The organism is Nocardia alba NBRC 108234 (assembly GCF_001612665.1).
Taxonomy (GTDB): Bacteria; Actinomycetota; Actinomycetes; order Mycobacteriales; family Mycobacteriaceae; genus Nocardia; species Nocardia alba.
Window position 1 is genome coordinate 1 of sequence record NZ_BDAX01000013.1, and the last position, 20,325, is coordinate 20,325.

General features: G+C 65.6%; 17 protein-coding genes. 6 read left to right on the plus strand and 11 right to left on the minus strand.

What is annotated here, in order from left to right; all coding sequences use genetic code 11:
• Window positions 1–313: 313 nt before the first annotated feature.
• The 6 genes from NA12_RS15100 to NA12_RS15125 all read right to left on the minus strand — a co-directional run bounded on the left by NA12_RS15100 (window position 314) and on the right by NA12_RS15125 (window position 8,234).
• Entirely contained in the window at window positions 314–1,048 is a 735-nt protein-coding gene (locus NA12_RS15100) for a sirohydrochlorin chelatase (RefSeq protein WP_443093717.1), read from the minus strand.
• On the minus strand, window positions 1,045–2,289 hold the full coding sequence (locus NA12_RS15105; RefSeq protein WP_067450539.1) for a uroporphyrinogen-III synthase: 1,245 nt from the start codon (window positions 2,287–2,289) through the stop codon (window positions 1,045–1,047). The genes NA12_RS15100 and NA12_RS15105 overlap by 4 nt, the downstream gene beginning before the upstream one ends.
• Window positions 2,286–2,666, minus strand: coding sequence for a nitrite reductase small subunit NirD (nirD, locus tag NA12_RS15110; protein ID WP_067450542.1), 381 nt, complete (start codon window positions 2,664–2,666; stop codon window positions 2,286–2,288). Before nirD ends, NA12_RS15105 begins: the two co-directional genes overlap by 4 nt.
• Window positions 2,667–2,729: 63 nt before the next feature.
• A complete protein-coding gene (nirB, locus tag NA12_RS15115) occupies window positions 2,730–5,279 on the minus strand; it encodes a nitrite reductase large subunit NirB (protein WP_067450546.1) in 2,550 nt (849 codons plus the stop codon).
• A 30-nt stretch (window positions 5,280–5,309) separates the two neighbouring features.
• Window positions 5,310–6,764: an MFS transporter gene (locus NA12_RS15120; protein WP_084472798.1), complete on the minus strand. Its 1,455-nt coding sequence runs from the start codon at window positions 6,762–6,764 to the stop codon at window positions 5,310–5,312.
• Between the two features lie 324 nt (window positions 6,765–7,088).
• Window positions 7,089–8,234 carry an MFS transporter gene (locus NA12_RS15125; protein WP_084472799.1) on the minus strand — a complete coding sequence of 382 codons (1,146 nt, stop codon included), beginning with the start codon at window positions 8,232–8,234 and terminating at the stop codon, window positions 7,089–7,091.
• A 350-nt stretch (window positions 8,235–8,584) separates the two neighbouring features.
• Between NA12_RS15125 and NA12_RS15130 the strand changes: the two genes are divergently transcribed.
• From NA12_RS15130 to NA12_RS15155, 6 genes are all read left to right on the plus strand, one after another.
• Complete coding sequence (locus NA12_RS15130) at window positions 8,585–9,256, plus strand: FadR/GntR family transcriptional regulator (protein WP_067450552.1); 672 nt, start codon at window positions 8,585–8,587, stop codon at window positions 9,254–9,256.
• 206 nt (window positions 9,257–9,462) lie between these two features.
• Window positions 9,463–10,947 (plus strand): MFS transporter, encoded by a 1,485-nt coding sequence (locus tag NA12_RS15135; protein WP_067450555.1) that lies wholly within the window; start codon window positions 9,463–9,465, stop codon window positions 10,945–10,947.
• Window positions 10,948–11,085: 138 nt separating this feature from the next.
• Window positions 11,086–11,748: a hypothetical protein gene (locus tag NA12_RS15140; protein ID WP_067450558.1), complete on the plus strand. Its 663-nt coding sequence runs from the start codon at window positions 11,086–11,088 to the stop codon at window positions 11,746–11,748.
• A complete protein-coding gene (locus NA12_RS15145) occupies window positions 11,745–12,929 on the plus strand; it encodes a PrsW family intramembrane metalloprotease (protein ID WP_067450561.1) in 1,185 nt (394 codons plus the stop codon). Before NA12_RS15140 ends, NA12_RS15145 begins: the two co-directional genes overlap by 4 nt.
• 302 nt (window positions 12,930–13,231) lie before the next feature.
• Complete coding sequence (locus tag NA12_RS15150; protein WP_165914749.1) at window positions 13,232–13,771, plus strand: GNAT family N-acetyltransferase; 540 nt, start codon at window positions 13,232–13,234, stop codon at window positions 13,769–13,771.
• A 27-nt stretch (window positions 13,772–13,798) separates the two neighbouring features.
• Entirely contained in the window at window positions 13,799–14,653 is an 855-nt protein-coding gene (locus NA12_RS15155) for a hypothetical protein (protein WP_132369673.1), read from the plus strand.
• 5 nt (window positions 14,654–14,658) lie between these two features.
• Here NA12_RS15155 and NA12_RS15160 read toward each other — a convergent pair whose 3' ends face one another.
• The 5 genes from NA12_RS15160 to NA12_RS15180 all read right to left on the minus strand — a co-directional run bounded on the left by NA12_RS15160 (window position 14,659) and on the right by NA12_RS15180 (window position 20,211).
• Window positions 14,659–15,627, minus strand: coding sequence for an SCO2521 family protein (locus NA12_RS15160; RefSeq protein ID WP_067450569.1), 969 nt, complete (start codon window positions 15,625–15,627; stop codon window positions 14,659–14,661).
• Between the two features lie 9 nt (window positions 15,628–15,636).
• Window positions 15,637–16,692: an SCO2522 family protein gene (locus NA12_RS15165; protein WP_255284084.1), complete on the minus strand. Its 1,056-nt coding sequence runs from the start codon at window positions 16,690–16,692 to the stop codon at window positions 15,637–15,639.
• 3 nt (window positions 16,693–16,695) lie between these two features.
• Window positions 16,696–17,658, minus strand: coding sequence for an SCO2523 family variant P-loop protein (locus NA12_RS15170; RefSeq protein ID WP_067450574.1), 963 nt, complete (start codon window positions 17,656–17,658; stop codon window positions 16,696–16,698).
• Between the two features lie 4 nt (window positions 17,659–17,662).
• Window positions 17,663–19,504, minus strand: a complete 1,842-nt coding sequence (locus tag NA12_RS15175; RefSeq protein WP_067450577.1) for an SCO2524 family protein — start codon at window positions 19,502–19,504, stop codon at window positions 17,663–17,665.
• A 224-nt stretch (window positions 19,505–19,728) separates the two neighbouring features.
• Window positions 19,729–20,211 (minus strand): GNAT family N-acetyltransferase, encoded by a 483-nt coding sequence (locus NA12_RS15180; protein ID WP_067450579.1) that lies wholly within the window; start codon window positions 20,209–20,211, stop codon window positions 19,729–19,731.
• Between the last annotated feature and the right edge of the window lie 114 nt (window positions 20,212–20,325).

Below are 20,325 nucleotides of genomic sequence, written 5' to 3' on the forward strand. Positions count from 1 at the left end.
GTATACCGACCTGGGACTACCAAACCCCGAGCTCAGAGCCACCCACAACCAACCCCACAGCCGAAGCCCAACCCACCTTCGGCAAATACCGCGCGTCACCGTTCGGGATAGCCCGACTCCCCCGCACACGAGTCGGATGCGCCGATATCAACCCAGCCGACCCGCCCGCCCCAGCCGCCATCGAGATGCCATCCACCAGCACCGCGACCCCAGCATCCAAACCGAGCACCTTCAACATCGACCGCCAGGACCAGCAGCCGAAACCGCGAACACCGTCTTCCACCACCACCCCGAACTCACCACCCGCCAACAATCAGCGAGCCCCCACCAACCCCCGAGCAGCACTCCGATACCGATCAACAATCAACCGAACAACCCCCGGATGCACCCCGATCGGCTCAGCCACCCCATCAGCCCCCGCATCATGCAGCCGCTGATGAAAAAGCCCGTGCGCCAACAGATACGAAGCGATGAACACCCGCTCCGCCCCCGACTCACGCAGCGCGGCAACGACTTCGGGCACCCGAGGCGCCCCCGTAGCCACATAGGCGATCTTCACCGGCGCACCCAGCTGCTCGGCCAGCATCCCCGCCGCACGCCGAACATCCTGCCGCGCACGAGAATCCGAAGACCCCGCCGCGGCGAAGACAACCGCGTCGCCCGCCTGCCACCCGGCAGCCCGCAACCGAACCGCCATGATCCTGGTCAACGCCGGATCCGGCCCCATCGCCTCGGTCACGGCCACAGCGCAGTGCCCACTCTCGGCCACCTCACGCGGAACGTCTTGATACACGTGATATCCGGAGGCGAGAAAGGCCGGTACGACCACAGCGGGCCCGTCGAGATCGCGCAGTACCTCCGACGGCGAAGGCCCGAGCACGTCCACGAAAGCGGTCCGCAGCCCGGTGTTGGGCGCCGAGGACACCGCGACCCCGAGCTCGACCGCCACCGCATCGGCCAGCGCGGCGATCATCTCCACCCCGCGCGCACTGCGGGTTCCGTGCGCGACCAGTACCAGAGCCGGATCGCCCGGCTGCCCCGTGCTCACCAGACCCCGATCGCTTGGGCGGGCCGGGGCGAACGGGCGGGTGTTCCGATGCCCGCAGCATGCGGTGCTTGAACAGCCGCCCGCGCGGGCGGTGTATCGGAGCAGTCGGCGGCGTCCAGCGCCAGCCGGTACCCGCGCTTCACCACAGTCTGAATCGCCTTGGGAGTCCCGAGACCAGCCCGCAGTCGCGCGATCGCGGTCTCCACCGCGTGGGTGTCGTCACCGCCGCCGGGCAGCGCGGCCAGCAGGTCTTCACGCGAGACGACCCGACCCGGCTGACGAGCCAGCGAACGCATCAGCGCCATCGGGGCGGGCGCGAGCTGGCGCACCTCACCGTCGACGACAACACATCCGCCACGCACGCTCACCAGATGCCCGGCCGCGTAGATGCGGCTGGCGCGGCGCGGAAGTTCTTCGGCCACATGGCGAGCCAGCGCACCGAGGCGAGCACGGCCCGGCATTGTCGTCGGCACGCCGAGTTCTTCCAGCGGGGCCGCGGTGATCGGCCCGACACAGGCCGCGAGCACCCGACCGCGGAACGCGTGCAGCACCGATTCCAGGAGCCCGGTTTCCTTGGCGCGCATCAACATCGACGCCACGGCGGGCGCACTGGTGAAGGTGACGCAGTCCAGGCTGCCGGAGATGATCGACTCGATCATGTTGTCCATCGGCCCTCGGTCGGCCGGCGGCTCCCAGCGATACACCGGGACCGGGACCACGTCGGCGCCCGCGCAGCGCAGCACCTCACAGAAGTCGGGAACCGGCTCCCATTCGGTGGTCGCGCCGTGCAGCTGCACCGCGATGCGGACGCCTTCGACGCCCTCGGCCAGCAGATGGTCGAGCACCTCGGCCGAGGACTCCGAGGCAGGCGACCATTCCTCACGCAGTTCGGCGGCCCGGATCGCGCCCTTGGCCTTGGGGCCGCGGGCCAGCATCCGGGTGGCGGCGAGGGTGTCGCGCAGGACCTCGGCCAGGCCCCAGCCTTCGGCCGCTTCCATCCAGCCGCGGAAGCCGATGCCGGTGGTGGCAACGGTGATCTGCGGCGGATCGGCGATCAGCAGTTCGGTGACCCGCTCGAGCTCGGTGTCATCGGCCAGCGGGATGATCCGGATGGCAGGAGCGGACACGACAGCCGCGCCCTTGCGGGTGAGCAGGGTGCTGAATTCCTCGGCGCGCCGGGCCGCGGTGACGCCGATGGTGAAGCCGGCAAGGCAGGGGCCGGTGTCGATGGGAGAGGTCATGGGGTCTGCACCGGCTCGTTCGAGACCGCGACGACGCCGCCGTCGAGTTGAACGGCGTACACCGGCAGGGACTGGGACTCGTCGTCCAGACAACGGCCGTCGATCAGCGAGAAGGCCTGCTTGAGCAGCGGCGACGCTACGACGGGGACCCCGCCGCGATCACCGACGATGCCGCGCGACATCACCGCGGCCCGGCCGAACGGATCGATGTTCCCGACGGCGGCCAGCGTGCCGTCGGTGAGCAGGAACAGAGCCGCCTGACGGCCGCCCTTCAACAGGACAGCCACGCCGCGCCCCGGGATCAGGAAATCGAGCCTGCAAGCCTGGGTCCAGGTCACGGTCTCAGTGGTGATGGTGGGTGTGTCGATCACGGTCATCGGTTCCTCCTCCGAACGCCTTACCTATTGGTACAGGCGTCCTGTTTCCGCAGCGTTAAGTACTTATTTCCCGGCCGGTGCTGTGTTCGAAGCAACACCGACAGGCATGCCGGGCAAACCGAGGAGCACTGGTACCTTGCGTTCTCCGCTGTCGTCGAACGAAATGGTCGGGTCGGCTTCGTCAGGGGCATTGACGAAGGAGACGAAGCGCGAGAGCTTGTTCTCGTCCTCGAGCACGGCCGCCCACTCGTCCTTGTAGCCGTCGACGTGCTTGGCCATGGCGGCCTCGAGGTCGGCGGCGATACCGAGGCTGTCGTCACAGACGACGGCCTTGAGGTAGTCGAAGCCGCCTTCGAGGGCCTCCTGCCACGGCGCGGTGCGCTGCAGGCGGTCGGCGGTGCGGATGTAGAACATCAGGTAGCGGTCGATGTAGCTGATCAGGGTCTCGTCGTCGAGGTCGCCCGCCAGCAGCACCGCGTGCTTGGGGGTGAGGCCACCGTTGCCGCCGACGTAGAGGTTCCAGCCGTGCTCGGTGGCGATCACGCCGACATCCTTGCCGCGGGCCTCGGCGCACTCGCGCGCGCAACCCGAGACGGCCAGCTTGATCTTGTGCGGCGAGCGAAGGCCGCGGTAGCGCTTCTCCAGCAACACGGCCATGCCGACCGAGTCCTGCTGGCCGTAGCGGCACCAGGTGGAACCGACGCAGCTCTTCACCGTGCGCAGCGACTTGCCGTAGGCGTGGCCGGACTCCATGCCGACGTCGACCAGGCGCTTCCAGATCAGCGGCAGCTGCTCCACGCGGGCACCGAACAGGTCGATGCGCTGACCACCGGTGACCTTGACGTAGAGACCGAACTCCTTGGCGACCTCGCCGATCACGATCAGCTGGTCGGCGGTCACCTCACCACCGGGCATCCGGGGGACGACCGAGTAGGTGCCGTTCTTCTGCAGGTTGGCCAGGAAGTGGTCGTTGGTGTCCTGCAGCGCGGCCTGCTCGCCCTCGAGGATGTGCTCGCTCGAGGTCGAGGCGAGAATCGAGGCGACGGTCGGCTTGCAGATATCGCAGCCCGAGCCCTTGCCGTGCTTGGCGATCAGCTCGGAGAAGGTGCGGATGCCGGTGACGGCGACCACGTCGTACAGCTCGGCACGCGACTGGGTGAAGTGCTCACACAGCGACTTCGACAGCGCCACACCGGACTGCTCGAGCAGCTTCTTGATCATCGGCACACAGCCACCGCAGGAGGTACCCGCGTTGGTGCAGCTCTTGACGCCGGGGATGTCGCAGGCGCCCTCGGCGATCGCGCCGCAGATGGCGCCCTTGCTGACGTTGTTGCAGGAACAGATCTGGGCGTCGTCGGGCAGCGAGTCGGCGCCGAGTTCGGCACCGGCCGGGGAGATCAGCGCGGCGGCGTCGGCGGGCAGCGGGCGACCGACCAGCGGGCGCAGGGCCGCGTACTGGCTGGCGTCACCGACCAGGATGCCGCCGAGCAGGGTCTGGGCGTCATCGGAGACGACGAGCTTGGCGTAGGTGCCCTTGGCGGCATCGTGCAGCACGACCTCGAGGGCGCCCTCGGTGGTACCGTGCGCGTCACCGAAGGACGCCACGTCGACGCCCATCAGCTTCAGCTTGGTGGACATATCGGCACCGGGGAACTCGCCCCCGCCGCCGAGCAGGCGGTCGGCGACGATCTCGGCGGTGGTGTAACCGGGGGCGACCAGGCCGTAGCAGACGCCCTCGATCGCGGCGCATTCACCGATCGCGTAGACGCTGGGGTCCGAGGTCTGCAGGGTGAGGTCGGTCAGGATGCCGCCGCGGGCCCCGGTCTCGAGCCCTGAGGCCTTGGCGAGGGCGTCCTGCGGGCGGACACCGGCGGAGAACACCACCAGCGACGCCTTGATCTCGGACTCGTCGGACAGGTGCACGGTGACCTTGTCAGCACCCTCCTCCTCGATCCCGACGATCTTGGCGGTACCGACCCCGGTGTGCACATTGAGGCCGATATCGGTGACGAGCTTCTCCAGGATCGCGCCACCACCGGCATCGACCTGGGCGGGCATCAGGCGACCGTTGTACTCGATGACATGCGGGGTCATGCCCAGCAGGCGCAGCGCGTTGGCCGCCTCCAGACCGAGCAGACCACCGCCGACGACCACGCCGTGCGCGCCGGGACCGGCGGCTTCGGCGGCGGCGCGGATGCCGTCGAGGTCGTCGATGGTGCGGTAGACGAAGCACTCGGGCAGATCGTGGCCGGGCACCGGCGGCACGAACGGGTAGGAACCGGTCGCCATGACCAGCGCGTCGTAGGCGATGACGTCGCCGCTGGTGCTGGTGACGGTCTTGGCCGCGAGGTCGATGGACTCGCCGCGCTGACCCAGCCGCAGGTCGACCAGGTCGTCGCCGTCGTACATGTTGCCGGGCAGGGCCAGGTCGTCGGCGTTCCAGTTACCGACGTAGTAGGACAGGCCGACGCGGTCGTAGGCGGGCAGCTTCTCCTCCGACAGGATGATGACCTGCCACTGGCCTGCCTCGTCACGCGAGCGAAGGGCTTCGACGAAACGGTGTCCGACCATGCCGTGGCCGACCACGACCGCTGTTTTACGAGTGCTGTTCATGAGAGTGACCTCCTTGGTAGTGGTCGGTTGTCAGCGAGCCGACGTATTGGCCGACGAAGCGTGGGATTCGGCCTCGAGGACCAGGGACTCGGCCTCGACTACGACAGCGGCGTCGGAGGTAAGGCGCGGACGGCGCAGGAACACCGTCCAGGTAACGGCGGCGCAGAGCACGTAGAAGGCCAGGAAGACCCAGAACGCGGTGGTGGCCGATGCGGTGCTGGAGTAGGAGCTGCGCAGCACCATGTTGATTCCGACGCCACCCAGGGAGCCGATCGCGCCGACGAAGCCGATCAGGGCGCCGCCGGTGTTCTGCGACCAAGCGGCCTGCTCGGTCCGCGACAGCGGCAGGCTCTTGGACTTGGCCTCGAACACCGACGGAATGATCTTGGTGACGGCACCGTTGCCGAAACCGGACAGGACGAACAGGGCGATGAAGCCGACGACCAGGATGGTCATGGTGGCGCCGGAGGCGACCCCGTTGTTGCGGTCGGCCATCGTCGAGGCGGCGATCACGATCAGCGCGGCGGCCATCATGGCGCCGAAGGTGCCGAGCGCGACCCTGCTGCCGCCGATCCGGTCGGCCATCTTGCCGCCGTAGGGGCGGGCCAGCGAACCGAGCAGCGGGCCGATGAACGCGATCGAGGCGGCGTGGATCGCGGCCTGGGCGGCGGTGTCGCCGCCGGCCTTGAAGCTGATCTGCAGGATCTGGCCGAAGGCGAAGCTGTAGCCGATGAACGAACCGAAGGTGCCGATGTAGAGGAACGCGATCGCCCACGACTGCGGCACCCGCAGGGCCTTGCCCATGTAGGACAGGTCGGCCTGCTGGTTGGTCAGGTTGTCCATGTACAGCGCGGCGCCGACCGCGGTGATACCGACGAGGACCAGGTAGATCGCGCAGATGAGGTAGGCGTAGTCACCGCCGAGGGTGACCAGCACCAGCAGACCGAGCAGCTGGATCACCGGGACACCGATGTTGCCGCCACCGGCGTTCAGGCCCAGCGCCCAGCCCTTGAGCCGCTGCGGGTAGAAAGCGTTGATGTTGGTCATCGACGAGGCGAAGTTGCCGCCACCGACACCAGCGAACGCGGCCACGATCAGGAAGGTCGTGTACGAGGTGCCCGGCTGGGTGACGAAGTACAGCGTCAGCAGCAGCGGAACCACCAGCAGCAGCGCGCTGAAGATCGTCCAGTTGCGGCCGCCGAAACGAGCGGTGGCCACGGTGTAGGGGATCCGCAGGAACCCGCCGACCAGTGTCGGCATGGCGACGAGGAAGAACTTCCCCGCCGGATCGATGCCGAACTTGTCGGTGGGCATGAACAGCACCATGACCGACCAGATCGACCACACCGAGAACCCGACGTGCTCGGCGAAGACCGACCAGATCAGATTGCGCTTGGCGACGTCCTTGCCACCGGCCTCCCAGGCCGCGACATCCTCGGCATCCCAGTTGTCGATGTCGTGGTTCCGCTTCAGCGTGCTCAAGATTGGGCCTCCCAAAAGTGCGATGGCCCAACGGTAGGAAATGGGTATTGCCGAAATGCTGCGGGAAATGTCGCTTGAATCAACGGTTTCTCACCTTCCCCCGCTCAGGGAGGTGAGATCAGCCCTTTTGTTTCCGGCATGTGTCGCAACGATTTCCGTACGTAAGGAAGCGGCGAGAAGTCCGTGGAAACGCCCGTGAGGGTGTGAGCTGCGCCTCTTCTCATCGACTTTAAGCCACAGTCACGCGCACCGCACTTCGGTCGGCGACCAGCGGTGAGAATTTCGCCGCCAGTTCCGGCGCGAATTACCCGCGAAAGCGGTCGGCGGCTACCAGGAATCCTCGAGCATGCGCGGTTTGCACGCTTGCCACGCGCCCGCGAGCAGAACACCGAGCGCGACGAACAGCATGGCGAACGGGGCGAGCCAGCCGCCGCTCCAGGTGTGCAGCAGGCCGAACAGCAGCGGGCCGAGGCAGGCGATCGCGTACCCGACGCCCTGCGTGAACCCCGACAGCGCCGCCGAGCCCTGGGGCGTGCGGGTGCGCAGGTTGATCAGCGTCAGCGCCATCGGGAAGGTGGACGGGCCGAGGCCCAGCAGCACCACCCACAGCACGGTGGCGTGCATCGGCGCCACGAGCAGCCCGACGAAAGCGGTCGCGAACAGCACCATGGCGCCGACGACGACCGGGAACGGGTTGGGCATCCGCGAGACAACGGTGGGCGCGCCCAACGCGGGAATCAGTCCGATCAGCGCGAACAAGCCGACCATGCTGCCGCCGAACCCGGCGCTCGCGCCCGCGTCGGACAGGATCTTGGGCAGCCAGGTGAACATCGCGTAGGTGGTCAGCGAGGTCATGCCGAACATGCCCGCCATCCCCCATGCCACCGGCGAACGCCAGACCTTGCCGGTCGAGGCCGCTCGGGCAGGCAGCGCGGTGCTGTCGACGCTGTCGCGACCGCGCCGATCGCGCAGCACGACCAGCCACGGGATCGCGGCGGCGAAGCCGACCATGGCCCACACCCCCATCGAGATCCGCCAGCCGTGCGCCTGCGCGACCGGCACCGCGATGAACGCCGGGACCACGGTACTGAGCTGCACCATCACGATGTAGAGCGAGCTGATAGCGGCCAGATGATCACCGAAATAACGCTTCACCAGCGGCGGAATCACCACATTGCCGATACCCATGCCGAGCAGCGCCACCCCGGAGAACGCCAGCAGTTCACCGGTCCCGCCGGCGAACACCCGCACCAGTGACCCGGCACCGGCCAGCAGCATCGCCACGAACACGGTCCGTTCGAGCCCGAACCGGCGCACGAGCAGCGGCGCGACCAGCCCGGCGACACCGAACATCGCGGTCGGCAACATGCCGAACACCCCGACGATCCCCGCCCCGTATCCGATCTGGGCACCGATCGTCTCGGCCAGCGGGCTGAACGCGGTGACGGCGGCGCGCAGGGTCAGCGCCGACATGATGATGGCCGCCAGCACGAGCAGGCGTCCTTCGATCAACGACCGCTTGGTGATCTCCGCGGCGTCAACGGAGACGACAACGTCGCGCCGATCGTCCACAAGGGTCGACTCGGCACCGGAAGCAGGCTGGAAGTCACGAAGCGGCGGCACCAAGAAATCATAGGATGACCCGATGACTATGCCAAGCAACTGTGACCGATGTCCACCCGCAAGAACATGGGTAACTCACCGGGAACGGGCCGACCACGCCACATCCCCGTCTGGCCGCCAACGCAAATCTCCCCGCCCCCAAGTCCGGCCAAGAGTCACGGGGAGGCGGGCAAGCGGAACAGCCCAGTAGCCTTGCTGGCGTGCAACCCGTCCGGCGTACCAGCCTCATCGCCCAGGTCACCGAACAGCTTCGGGCCGAGATCCGTTCCGGCCGTTGGCCCGTGGGCCAACGGATACCCACCGAACCCGAACTCACCGAGCTCACCGGGACCGGCCGCAACACCGTGCGCGAAGCCGTCCAGGCTCTCGTGCACGCGGGCATGCTCGAACGCCGCCAGGGCTCGGGCACCTATGTGATCGCCACCTCCGAGGTCGGCGGCACCCTGGGCAAGTACTTCGCCGACGCGCACGAACGCGACATCCTCGAACTGCGCCAGGCCCTGGACACCACCGCCGCAGGCCTGGCCGCGCGGCGCCGCGACGACGCCGATATCGCCACGCTCCAACGCCTGCTCGCCGAACGCAGCGACCGGAACTGGGCCGAAGCCGATCCGGTGGCCATCGCCGCCGACGTGGAGTTGCACCGCGCGATCGTCGTCGCCAGCCACAACGCGGTATACCTGGAGTTCTACGATTCGCTGCTGCCGATCATCGAGCAGGTGATCCACGCGCGGACCGCGAAATCCGATGACGCGTACGACACCGAGCACGCCGAGCTCGTGCAGGCCATCATCGACGGTGACGCCGAGCGCGCCGTGCGGACGGCCAACTGCTTCCTCGGCTCGCTCATCGCCGAATATCCGAATCGCTGACACGGCAATGGATTCGGTTTGCTGAATCCAGGTAACCGGGCTGTCACCAGCAACGAATCAGCGCGGTGAGCCCGAGTTCCCCGGAACGTCACCTGAGGCCATTACCACGCAACAACCGGCTCCTACCTTTATCTCGACCCCGCAAGATACGCATCGAACGCCCACGAGCCGATGCGGATCTATCGAGCCCGATCGAGAGGAAGCCGATGACCGCGATCGCCGCCACCGGCCAGGAGACGGAATCCCCGTCCTTCGAATATCAGAAGAAGGGCCGCTGGCTGACCCAGTGGAACCCCGACAATCCGGCGTTCTGGGAAGCCGGCGGCAAGCAGACCGCTCGCAAGAACCTCTGGTTCTCGGTCTTCGCCGAGAACCTCGGCTTCAGCATCTGGGTGATCTGGGGCTCCATCGTCACCGCGATGGGTTCGGCAGGCTTCGAGTTCCTGGCCGGTCTCGGCAAGGCCAACCCGACCGCGGTCAGCAACGCGCTGCTGTTGACCTCCATCCCGACCCTGGTCGGCGCCGCTCTTCGCGTGCCCTACACCTTCGCCGTCCCGAAGTTCGGCGGCCGGGCCTTCACCGCGTTCAGCGCGGCGATGCTGTTCATCCCCACCCTGGGCATCCTGTACTTCGTCAACCAGCCGAGTACCCCGATGTGGGTGTTCATCGTGCTGGCCTCGCTGGCCGGTGTCGGTGGCGGTAACTTCTCGTCGTCGATGGCCAACATCTCCTTCTTCTTCCCCGAGGGCAAGAAGGGCGCCGCGCTCGGCCTCAACGCCGCGGGCGGCAACCTCGGCGTCGCGCAGACCCAGCTGATCGTGCCGCTGTTGATCACCCTCGGCACCCACATCATGGCCAAGGACGCCGCGGGCTACCGCTTCGGCATCACCCTGGCCGTGCTGTTCTGGCTGCCGTTCATCGCGGTCGCCGTGGTCGGCGCGCTGTACTTCATGGACTCGCTCACCGAGGCGAAGTCCGATGGCAAGTCCTACAAGCTGGCCCTGACCAACCGGCACACCTGGATCATGGCCTTCCTCTACATCGGCACCTTCGGTTCGTTCATCGGCTTCTCCTTCGCCTTCCCGACCCTGATCAAGGCCACCTTCCCCGACCTGGCCAAGATCGGCTGGATCACCACCCTCGGTAACCTCGCCTTCCTCGGCGCCTTGGTCGGTTCGTTCAGCCGTCCGTTCGGCGGCTGGGTCGCCGACAAGGTCGGCGGCGGCGCCAAGATCACGGTGTTCGTCTTCGGTGGTATGTCGATCGCGGTGGCGTTCATCGTTCTCGCGGTGGACCTGAAGAGCTTCCCGCTCTACCTGACCGCCTTCCTGGCCCTGTTCATCCTGGCCGGTATCGGCAACGGCTCCACCTACCGGATGATCCCGTCGATCTTCAACGCCACCGCCAAGAAGTACGCCTCCGAGCACGGCATGGACCTGACCGAGGCGGCCATCTCCGCCAAGCGTCAAGCCGGTGCCGCGATCGGTGTCATCGGCGCGGTCGGCGCCGCGGGCGGCTTCGTCGTCCAGCAGGCCCTTCGCCTGTCCAACGTCCACCTCAAGACCATGGCCCCCGCCTTCTGGGCCTACGCCGCCGTCTTCCTGGTGATGGCCGCCGTCACCTGGTGGTGCTACCTGCGCACTTCCTTCGCCACCGACAAGGTCCCCTCCCTGGCCTACGCCAGCGTCTGATCCATTCGCTCCCTCCCGGAAAGCCACGTTCGGTTCCCACCCGAACGTGGCTTTCCGCTGTGTGACCGACATCGTCGTCCGCCGCGCCCGTCGACAGGTTTCCAGCTATCGTGTGGCGAATCCGGAACGGAGGCGCGAATGGGAACACCCGCACAAGCCGAAGCTGTGTCCTCGGCAGAGGTTTTCGATCCGGGCGATCGGTGGGTACCGGTGGATCGCCGCTGGTGGGGCATGGATCGGCGCACCCTGCTGCCCGCGCTGATAGTGCTCGCACTGGCGTTTCTGCAAGGTGTCGTGCTGCCGCGGATCGACGATGCCATCCCGGTCACGAACGTCACCACCGCCGGTGACGTGATCGCCCTGAAGGGCGGGTTCACCTTCACCGCGGATGCCGGCTGGTCGCTGGAGCAGGGCGAACTCGTCGGCGACGAACCGTCCGGTCAGGGCTACCCCGACTCCGCCGTACTGACCCGCGGCGGCACCCAATTCACCGTGCGGACCGGCACATTCGCCGGTGACTCGGCGGCTCTGCTCGATCAGATCGAACAGACCCAGCGGCGATTGGGAAGCGCGCTCACCGCGACCGGGGATCCGGTGGCGGTCACCACCCTCAGCGGCGAGTCCGGCGTCATGACCAGATACGCGGCACCCCAGATGGACGGCGTGCTGGCCGCGTTCGTCGTCGACGGGACCGGTGCCGAGATCATCGCGGTCGGCCCGGAGCAGGTCGGTCAGGACATCCTCACCGATGTCGGCGCGATGATCGCCACCCTCGCCCACACCGGAAAGGCGTCGTCATGACCACGTCCTCCGCCGAGCTCGCCGACGCCAGGCTCGGGGCCATCGAGAATTCCGGCTGGGGCCGCTCGTTCACCTTCTACCAGCCGCGCAACCTCGCGTTCTGGGTCTATCTGGTACTCGTCGGGTCCGGCGCGCTGCTGTTCGCGGCCATGATCGGACGTACCTACGGCGCCTACAGCCGGGCGATCCTGGTCAGCGCGGTGGTCTTCGGGGTCTACGGTGCGATCTTCTGGTGGTTCACCCAGCATCTGGACCGCTATGCCCGTCAGCCGGTGAAATTGCTCGTGGTCGCGTTCGGCTGGGGTGGTTTCGCCGCGACGTGGGCGATGGCGTCCTACGCCAATACCGCCCTGATCGGCATCTACGGCAAGCTTTTCGGCTACGCCTGGGCCCAGGACTGGGGTCCGGCGCTGGCCGCGCCGTTCACCGAGGAGACCGCCAAGGGTTTCGGACTACTGCTGCTGATCGCGCTGGCACCACGGCTGGTGCGCACCGCCTTCGACGGATTGGTCCTCGGCGCGTTCCTCGGCCTCGGCTTCGAGATCCTCGAGGACATCTCCTACGGCCTGAACTCCGGTGCGTCCCAGTTCGGTGCCAATCAGGTCGATGCCTCGCTCGGAACAGTGGTCGTGCGGGTGGTGACCGGCGCCACCGGCCACATGGTCTACACCGCGATCTTCTGCGCGGGGTTGGTGTATCTGCTCGGCAGGCCCGCACAGCCGCGTCGCGCGGGGCTCGGATTGCTCCTGATGGCGACAGCGATGCTGCTGCACGGATTATGGGATGCGCAGGGCAATTTCAGCGGCGGCAACAACCTCGCCGCGATCGGCATCATCGCACTTCTCATGGCGGCCGCGCTGGTCGTCGCGGTGCTGGCGTTCCGGCTCACCATCGCGCGCGAACGCGAATTCCTGGCCGCGATTCTCGCACCGGAGGTAGCCGCCGACACCGTAACCGCAGCCGAGTGCGCCGCCGCGTGCGGAAATGCCAAGCAGCGAAGGGCATTTCGGCGCACCGGTGCGGACCGTAAGGCGCGGACCCGGCACGGATTCGTGCTGGACGCGGTCGCGGACCTGGCCGATGCCCTCGCCGCCGATCACGGCGCGCACACACCTCGGGTGGACTTCGCGCGCGCCGAGGTGGCCCGGCTCCGCGACGGACGCCCACCCATCCCGGAGTAGGCCCGACAACGCGATACCGGCCACCGGCTATTTCGCCGCTCCACCCGACCGCACTCTCGATCTCGCCTCGGTCTGTGCCAGGTACCTCGCCGAACTTCGATCCTCACCGCTGCTGGATCTAGAACGCCCGAGGCAATTCCTATCCCCACCGTCTGCTGTAGCCCGATATCCGAGACCGCGCTACAACACTGTGCTACAAGCACTTTCGATATTCGGCCTACCGCAGTTTGTGGCATCGCGGCCTGGAGTGCCTCTACTCTGGAGGTAGGGCCGTGCGGCGGGGCAGCGGAGGTGGGGCGGGATTGGATATCTCGAACAAGTCGGCGAAGCCACGCTTGAGGTCCGCTGTCGTCGATGACCTTTCCGCGATCGCCGAGCTGGAAGCTCGCGAACTCGCCCCGCTCGCCTACCCGTATTTCGTCCTGCGCCAGCTTTTCGACGTCCACGGATCGCGCTGGATCGTCGCCGACCACGGTGGCGTCCTGTGTGGCTACGCGCTCCTCGCGGTCGGCCCGGATCGCAAGGCCTGGCTGATCGGGATGGCGGTGTCGACCCACCATCAGGGCCGCGGACTCGGCCGTTCGCTGCTCGAACGCGCGCTCACCGAATGCCGGATCGGCGATGTCGTCTCCGTGTCCATCACGGTGCACCCGTCGAATACCCACGCGATCTCGCTGTACAAGGAATCGGGCTTCACCTGGGTCGGGTACGACCCCGAATACTTCGGCGCCGGCGAACCCCGGCAACTCCGGGTCAAACAGATTACCGCCGACACACGGTGGCCGGTCGACCCGAACGATCGACGGTGGAGCAAAGGTGAGCACCTACCGCCGGGTGAGTAGGGCCGCGACAAATGATCAGGGGAACCGGTGACCGACAACCTAAGACCCAAGCTCAGTGATTTCGTTTCCTCCAAAAGCAATCTGATCCGTCGGCACGCCGCCGTGTACGCCACCGAAATCGCCGAATTCCAACGCGAAATCGGCGGAAGAGATGATTCCGATCTGATCGATGATCTGCACCATCACGTCGAACAGGTCCTGCTCACCTACCTCCCACCGAGCACCAATCGCGCCGGCGACAGTCTGGTCTTCGCTCATCTCTACGACGACGCCGAGGCGACGAGTCTTACAGCGGGCGCCGAATTGACCCGTTCGACCATCCTGTCCGCGCTCCTGGCCGCCGAAGTCGAGTTCCGGGGCCCACTACGGCTGTCGCACACCCAGAACTCGCTGTTGGCCGATGTCTACGAGAACCTGGGCACCCGGCTACTCCATGCCCGACTTCCCGCCCACGCCGCCTTCGCCTTCGACCAGGCAGCACACCTGTACTCGATCAACGAGGATGTGCGCGGCCAGGACAGGTGCGGCCTCGCCCAAGCCAAGGCGCGGACTCTGGCGGCGAACTCCCTGGTCACCCGGGCATTGGGTCGAACGTCGGATACATTGTGCGGCTACGGATACCGACCTTTTCGGCTACTCGTCTGGTTGGCGGTGGAAATCTTGGGGTTCAGCCTGGTCATCGTCGCCACCGCGAAAACTGGGGTCAGCGTCGCGGATTGCCTCTATTTGGGCACTGTGAGCTTTCTCAATCCGCTCGGACTCGGCGATGTCGCGGAGGTCGGAGCGGTCACCAAGGTGGTGTTGGCGACCGAGGCATACGCCGGAATCGTCTCTACCTCAGTCTTCTTCGCGCTCCTCGTTCGAAAACTGTTCCGTCTCTGATGCATTCACCACGACTGGTGCGAACGCTTCAGCGCGGTCAGCGTCGCGACGGAAAGCCGGTCGCGCAAATGATCGACCTGAGCCTTCCACTGCTGATCGAACCCGGGGTCGTACTGCAACGCCGTCCACAGTCCACGTAACCGCCGTGGGGTCCCCTTGCTCGGCATCCACAGGCGCACCAGATGTTCGAGCATCGGGCTGATCACCTGTTCCACCGGCGTGTGCGAGAACTGGGACATCTCCGCCTCGTCGATCACCTCGGTCAGCACGGTCAACAGCCAGTCGTGTCTGGCCAGATCTTCACAGAAGTCCGCGACCCCGGACAACAGGTCCGTGTCGCCGACCACGACAGCGGCGGTTCGCAATTCGTTGTCGCACAGTGTCATGGTCACCGACGGATCACTACCTGCGACTACCCGCGCCGACCACCGCAGTCGTGTTGACTCGGTCTGCAGCGGTGGACGTTGATCGAGCATCGGATTGCGGCGGACCCGGGTGGTCACCCGAGCGGCGATCGCACCCGGATCGAAGGTCTCTACTTCCGGGTTGGTGGGCGCGAGGAAGTTGAGTGCTATGTCACTGTCGAGGTCGGGAGTCAGGCGGGTCACGACCTCGGCCACGCCGACCCGGCCCATGTAGTACTCCCACGACTGACGACGATTGATCGGAGCGCCGACCACCGAGCACTGCGCTGTGCTCTGCAGGACCCGACCGCCGACAACCGTCGCACGCGCGGCTACCGCACCGACTACCCGCGGAGCCTTGCGCGACGAAACCGCGAGTCGGCAATCGATGCCCTCGGCGATGACAGGGGATTGTGCCCAGCTCACCGGCCGTTCCCTCGACCGCACCGGTTTACCGTGCGCCAATGTCACCAACTCCGCGGCCGAGCCGCGACTGAGCGCGGCCGACTCCGGCAGCAGGCTCGTTCGTACCTCGCCGAGGATCGTCTGCGCGGGCCCGCTGACATGCATCAGCGAATCCTATCGTCCGGGAGATAGTACCGCCGGGTCAGGCTCCGGTGGGGTTTTGTAGGTGGGCAAGAAATAATGGGCGAGCCGATCGCTGAGATTACGGGTCACATCGATATTGTTCTGCCGCGCCAACAGCTCGTACACGTCATGGACGCCCGACTCGATATTGACATGGTCGAGAATCTGCTGCACCGAATGCTCGATCCCCAGATACCGTTTCGGCAGAATCGACAGCGACTGGAACGCCGCGAATGGCGCCGCTTTCTCACGCACCTGCATCACCGTCGGCAACAGATCCCACCGGTCGGGCAACGCGTTCTCGGCCGCCCAGTCAATGATTTTGACCGGTTCGGCAACCGGCTGGCCGATATAGCGCACCATCCCGAGCCTCAACAATTGCCAGACCGACGCGAGAAACGGGCACGACCAGAAAATCTCCTCGTCCCCGGGCTTGCGGCTCCACATCTCCACGTCGAGGAAGACCGAATGATTGCGCGCGGCATGCTCTTTCGGCGGCACGTAGGCACGGAGGTCGGTCGCGTAGGAAGGCTCGTCGTCGCTGGAGCGCCGGCCGTTGCTGAGCCAGCCCAGTTCCGAGGTCGGCGGACGACGGCCGTTGTAGTTCTCCAACGGTGCTGCGACCACCATATCGGCCACCACCCGTGCCAGCTCGATAGGCGAGGAACTGTTGTCGCGGAGCGGAACGCGCGCGCAGCCCGATTCCCGGCCGACGTAGTCGAGTTGAATTCCAGCTTGCTCTACCAAGCGGAGAAATTTGGGCAGGATCACCCGCGGATCGGTATCGCCTCGAAAATAGTCGTCGACGAGGAAGCAGGTACTCACCCGCACATCCGAGTGTCCGCCGGCAGCCTCGGCGAATTCCGCCCGCGCGTTGTCGGCGAAAACGCGGACCAGCGGCGCCACCCGGCGTAACTGCGCGGCGATCCTGGCCTCGCCATTGGCGAGTTCCTCCATCGAGAAATGTCCGATCTCAATGGAGACATGCGACATCGAGACTCGTTCCACGCGTGTCGATGCGGTTGCCTCCCGAAACGGTGAACTCACGGATCACACCCCTTCCGCATCGGAAGTTCTGCGGTGTCCGACCGGCACCCAGGTTTCCTCGTCGACGAGCTTCTTCGCCAAGTCGGTGAACGCGTCAGCGGTAGCCTGGTTCGCGAACCCGGCGTTGACATCGGAGTCGAGAATTATCTGCTCGCGCCACTGCAATACCGGCTCGACCGGGGTGCTGCCGAGGACCATGTCATCACCCAGTTTGTTGGTCGCCGCCAGTGAACGCAGCATGTCATTCTGCTCGATCAACCACGCGGCTTGTCGACCATCGCCGGTTTTGGATGAGTCACCAGGCACAGGAACGGCGGTTCGGACATAACGCAGTCGGCTCAGTAGTTCCGCCTGGGTATACAGGGGCTGCTTTCCCTCGATCCCCTGTTCGATGAGGCCACGAAAACCATGGACCAAGCTGTTCGCCGCCATAATGTGCTGCCTGGTCCAGCGGTGAAAGACCAACCAGTGCACCTGCCTACCCGGCATGACCCGAGGGGCTGTCGCTTCGAGGGCGACACGCATGGCGACCGATCTGCCCGAGCTCAGATCGACGATCACCACCTTGAACTTGTTGTCCAGGTCGAGCAGCAGATCGACGCAGCGCTGCACCACGCTCTGGTCGTCGCCGGCCATCGCCTCGCCGCCGCCTTCCTCGCCGGGATAGAGAAAAAGCTTCCCGCCACGCGATCGCTGTGAACGCAATTTGTCTCGATCGGTGGCCGCCCGCACGTCGACCCGTGATATATCGGGGATATTGCCTTTCAGGTAGCTGTGCACGCCCTGGCCGGCCCGGGCCCCGCGTTCGACCGCGCTGATCTCGAACACGGCACCCGCGGTCGGCGAACCGAAATCATAGTCGACATAAGCGGTATTCAATCCTCGCATGGCCAGTCGATACGCCAGATTACAACTGGTGACCGAGCGTCCAGTTCCGCCCTTGTCGGAGGTGGCGAACACGATCATGGGCTCAGGGGATCCTTCTCGCGTCGTTACGGGATACAGCCAGTCCATCGAGCGCGGTCAGCGCGTCCGAGGCGAGCGTGAACGAGGTGCCCGGTTGGATACTGACCAGTCTGCGCGCACGGTCCAGTTTCTCCTCGACTCCCTCCAGGGACGTGCGCTTCGCCGAGTTGTCGGTCGCGCTCACATCCAGCATCGCCTGATTCAGCAGATGCTCGGCTTCGTTGAGTAGTTCGACCGCTCGACTGACCATTGCCGGAGAACGCAACGGTGCTTCACGATAAGTCCGTTCGGCCGCGACCAGGCATTCCACCATGCGTTCGGTGAGATACCAGGACGGCCGATCCTCCTGCGGGCCACCGAATACCGCAGCGGGATTGTCCCACAGACCGCTCGCGTCACCGTCGGCGATGGCACGGTCGTTGAGGTGATCCATGATCTCCTTCGCCAATTCCATCAACTGGTCGCGGGCCGCGATATTGCCCGAGAGCCGGGCCGCCTGCATGATGCGTTTGAGGAGCACCGGTGCGAAATCGGAAACGAACCACGCGAGTTCGGGCCCGCCACCGTCGACTTTCTCACTGCCGCGCAACAACATTCGCACGCCGGGCGTGTGTAGGCCGATTGCCGGGTCATCCTTGGTCGTCCGGCGGGTGATCCGGCTACGGCGCGACAATTCGTCGAAGATACCGACCGCACGGGTGAGATCGTCGTCGGAGGCGGTGCGGGCGACAAGTTCCTGGATGAGGACCGAAGAAACGACCAGACTGTAATAGTCGGACTCCTCGCCATCGGAGGTCCGCCACGGAATGTCCTCCAATGGCCAACGGCCGGAACCGAATCGGGCGACCGTGGCCCAATACCGCTGCGTCAGATCCCAGCGCAGCCGCAATGCTTCGGCGAGCCGAAGCTGCTCATCATTGAGCAAGTCGAGCTCTCGGGTGCGTTGTGAGAAGACGTCGTTGATGCCGTCGAGCGCGACCACGGTGAAATACAGGTAGGGGCGTGGATCCGCGATACCACGGACCTGGTCGTAGGTCTGGTCGACGAATTTGACCGGATCAGCGTCCTCGACAATCCCCCAGCTCCACCCACATTCGAACAACAAGTCGTTGTCCTCGAGGTCGGTGTGCTTTGTCCGACCCAGGGTGACATCGGTGCGGAGTCGATCACGAACACGGTCGAGACTGCGGCGAACCGATTCCACCACCACAGAGTCGGGCTGCCCCGTCTGATTGAGCATGGCGAGCATCGACCGACCGACGGGCGATTTGGGTTCCGCGGTATTGACGACGAAACTTCGGATAAGTCCGATCATCGCCGCGGTGAGTCGGGTACTCAACCCTTCGCTCAGCGCGGTGATGCGTTTGGTCAGGTCGCTGCGACCGCGCGCGGACTGGGCGTACACACGCGCGAAACCGATCCCGGCCAGGCACAGCGTCACCGACATCGAGAAACTGTCAACCACCTCGATAGCGCGCTGGCTAGGTGTCGGATCGTGCCCGTTGGCTGACCGCAGGTAGCTGCCCGCATCGAAACTCGGCCGACCATCGGGACCGGTGTTCCGCTCGAGGTACTCCTCGAGCAGTCCGAATACAGTCAAGCCGATCCGGGCCGGTTGCCCGAGCTCACTCAAGGTCTCTGTGACGTCACCCGCCATCGACTCGGGACGGTCGAGGGCAAAGCTCGAGATCTCAGTAGCCGGGTACAGCAGGCACAGCAACTGTTCGGAGTCGCTGATCGAATTGGCGCCGAGTATGCCGTCCCATTGCCATTTTCCATCGACGTAGCAGGTCGATATCAGTGAACGCCAGATATCCAGAATCTGCTGTCTGGGCTGGATACGCACCCGCAGTCATCCTCACCGCTCGTGATGGGCCGCGCAGTCCGGCAAGGTCCGGCGCAGGACTCAGAGCGGCTATGCTCGTTGAGATTAGCATGAGCGGACCCAAGAAGCGTTGGGTCTCAACATGATTGAGCACCCCTTAACCTGGACGAAGCGGGCGATTCACCCTTACAGCACCAACCGGACCAGGCCTGGATCCACCACATGGGTCGTCGACCGGTATCGGGTCATCTGAGCGAAAGTAGCTTGTAGGCCAGCACGTCACGCGGCTCGTTGTCGCCGAAATACCGTTCCTCGTGGTCATACAGAACGAAACCGAAATCGCTGAACAGCGAATAGGCAGCGAGATTGCGCGGGTCGACGGTCAAGCAGACCTCGTCCGCGTCCCCTTTTCGACGGCACGTCGAGACGCTCCGGTCCAGCAGACCACGCCCATAACCGCGGCCGCGCCGATCAGGCGAGACTGCCAAGCTGATCAGCCATGCTCTCGAGCCTTCACCCATCATTGTCAGCGCGTACCCGACCAGCCTGTCCTCGTCGTCACCGGGTTCGACAGCGACGACGCAGCGAGAACTGTCCGCCACCAGCAACTGGCGCAGGACGAAGAGCGGATACCTGTCGCGGAAGGCCGCGCTATCGATCATCTGAATGTCGGGCAAGTCTGCCCGTGTCGGTTCCCGATACAACACTGTTTCCGCGTCGGTGGTCATCCGATCCCCTCGCGTTCGCGCACAACGACTCCTGCGATCGAGCGTAGACGTCACGCTTGATCGTCAACATCGAAAACCAGCTGTACTCGACACCTGATTGCCGATACCCGCCCG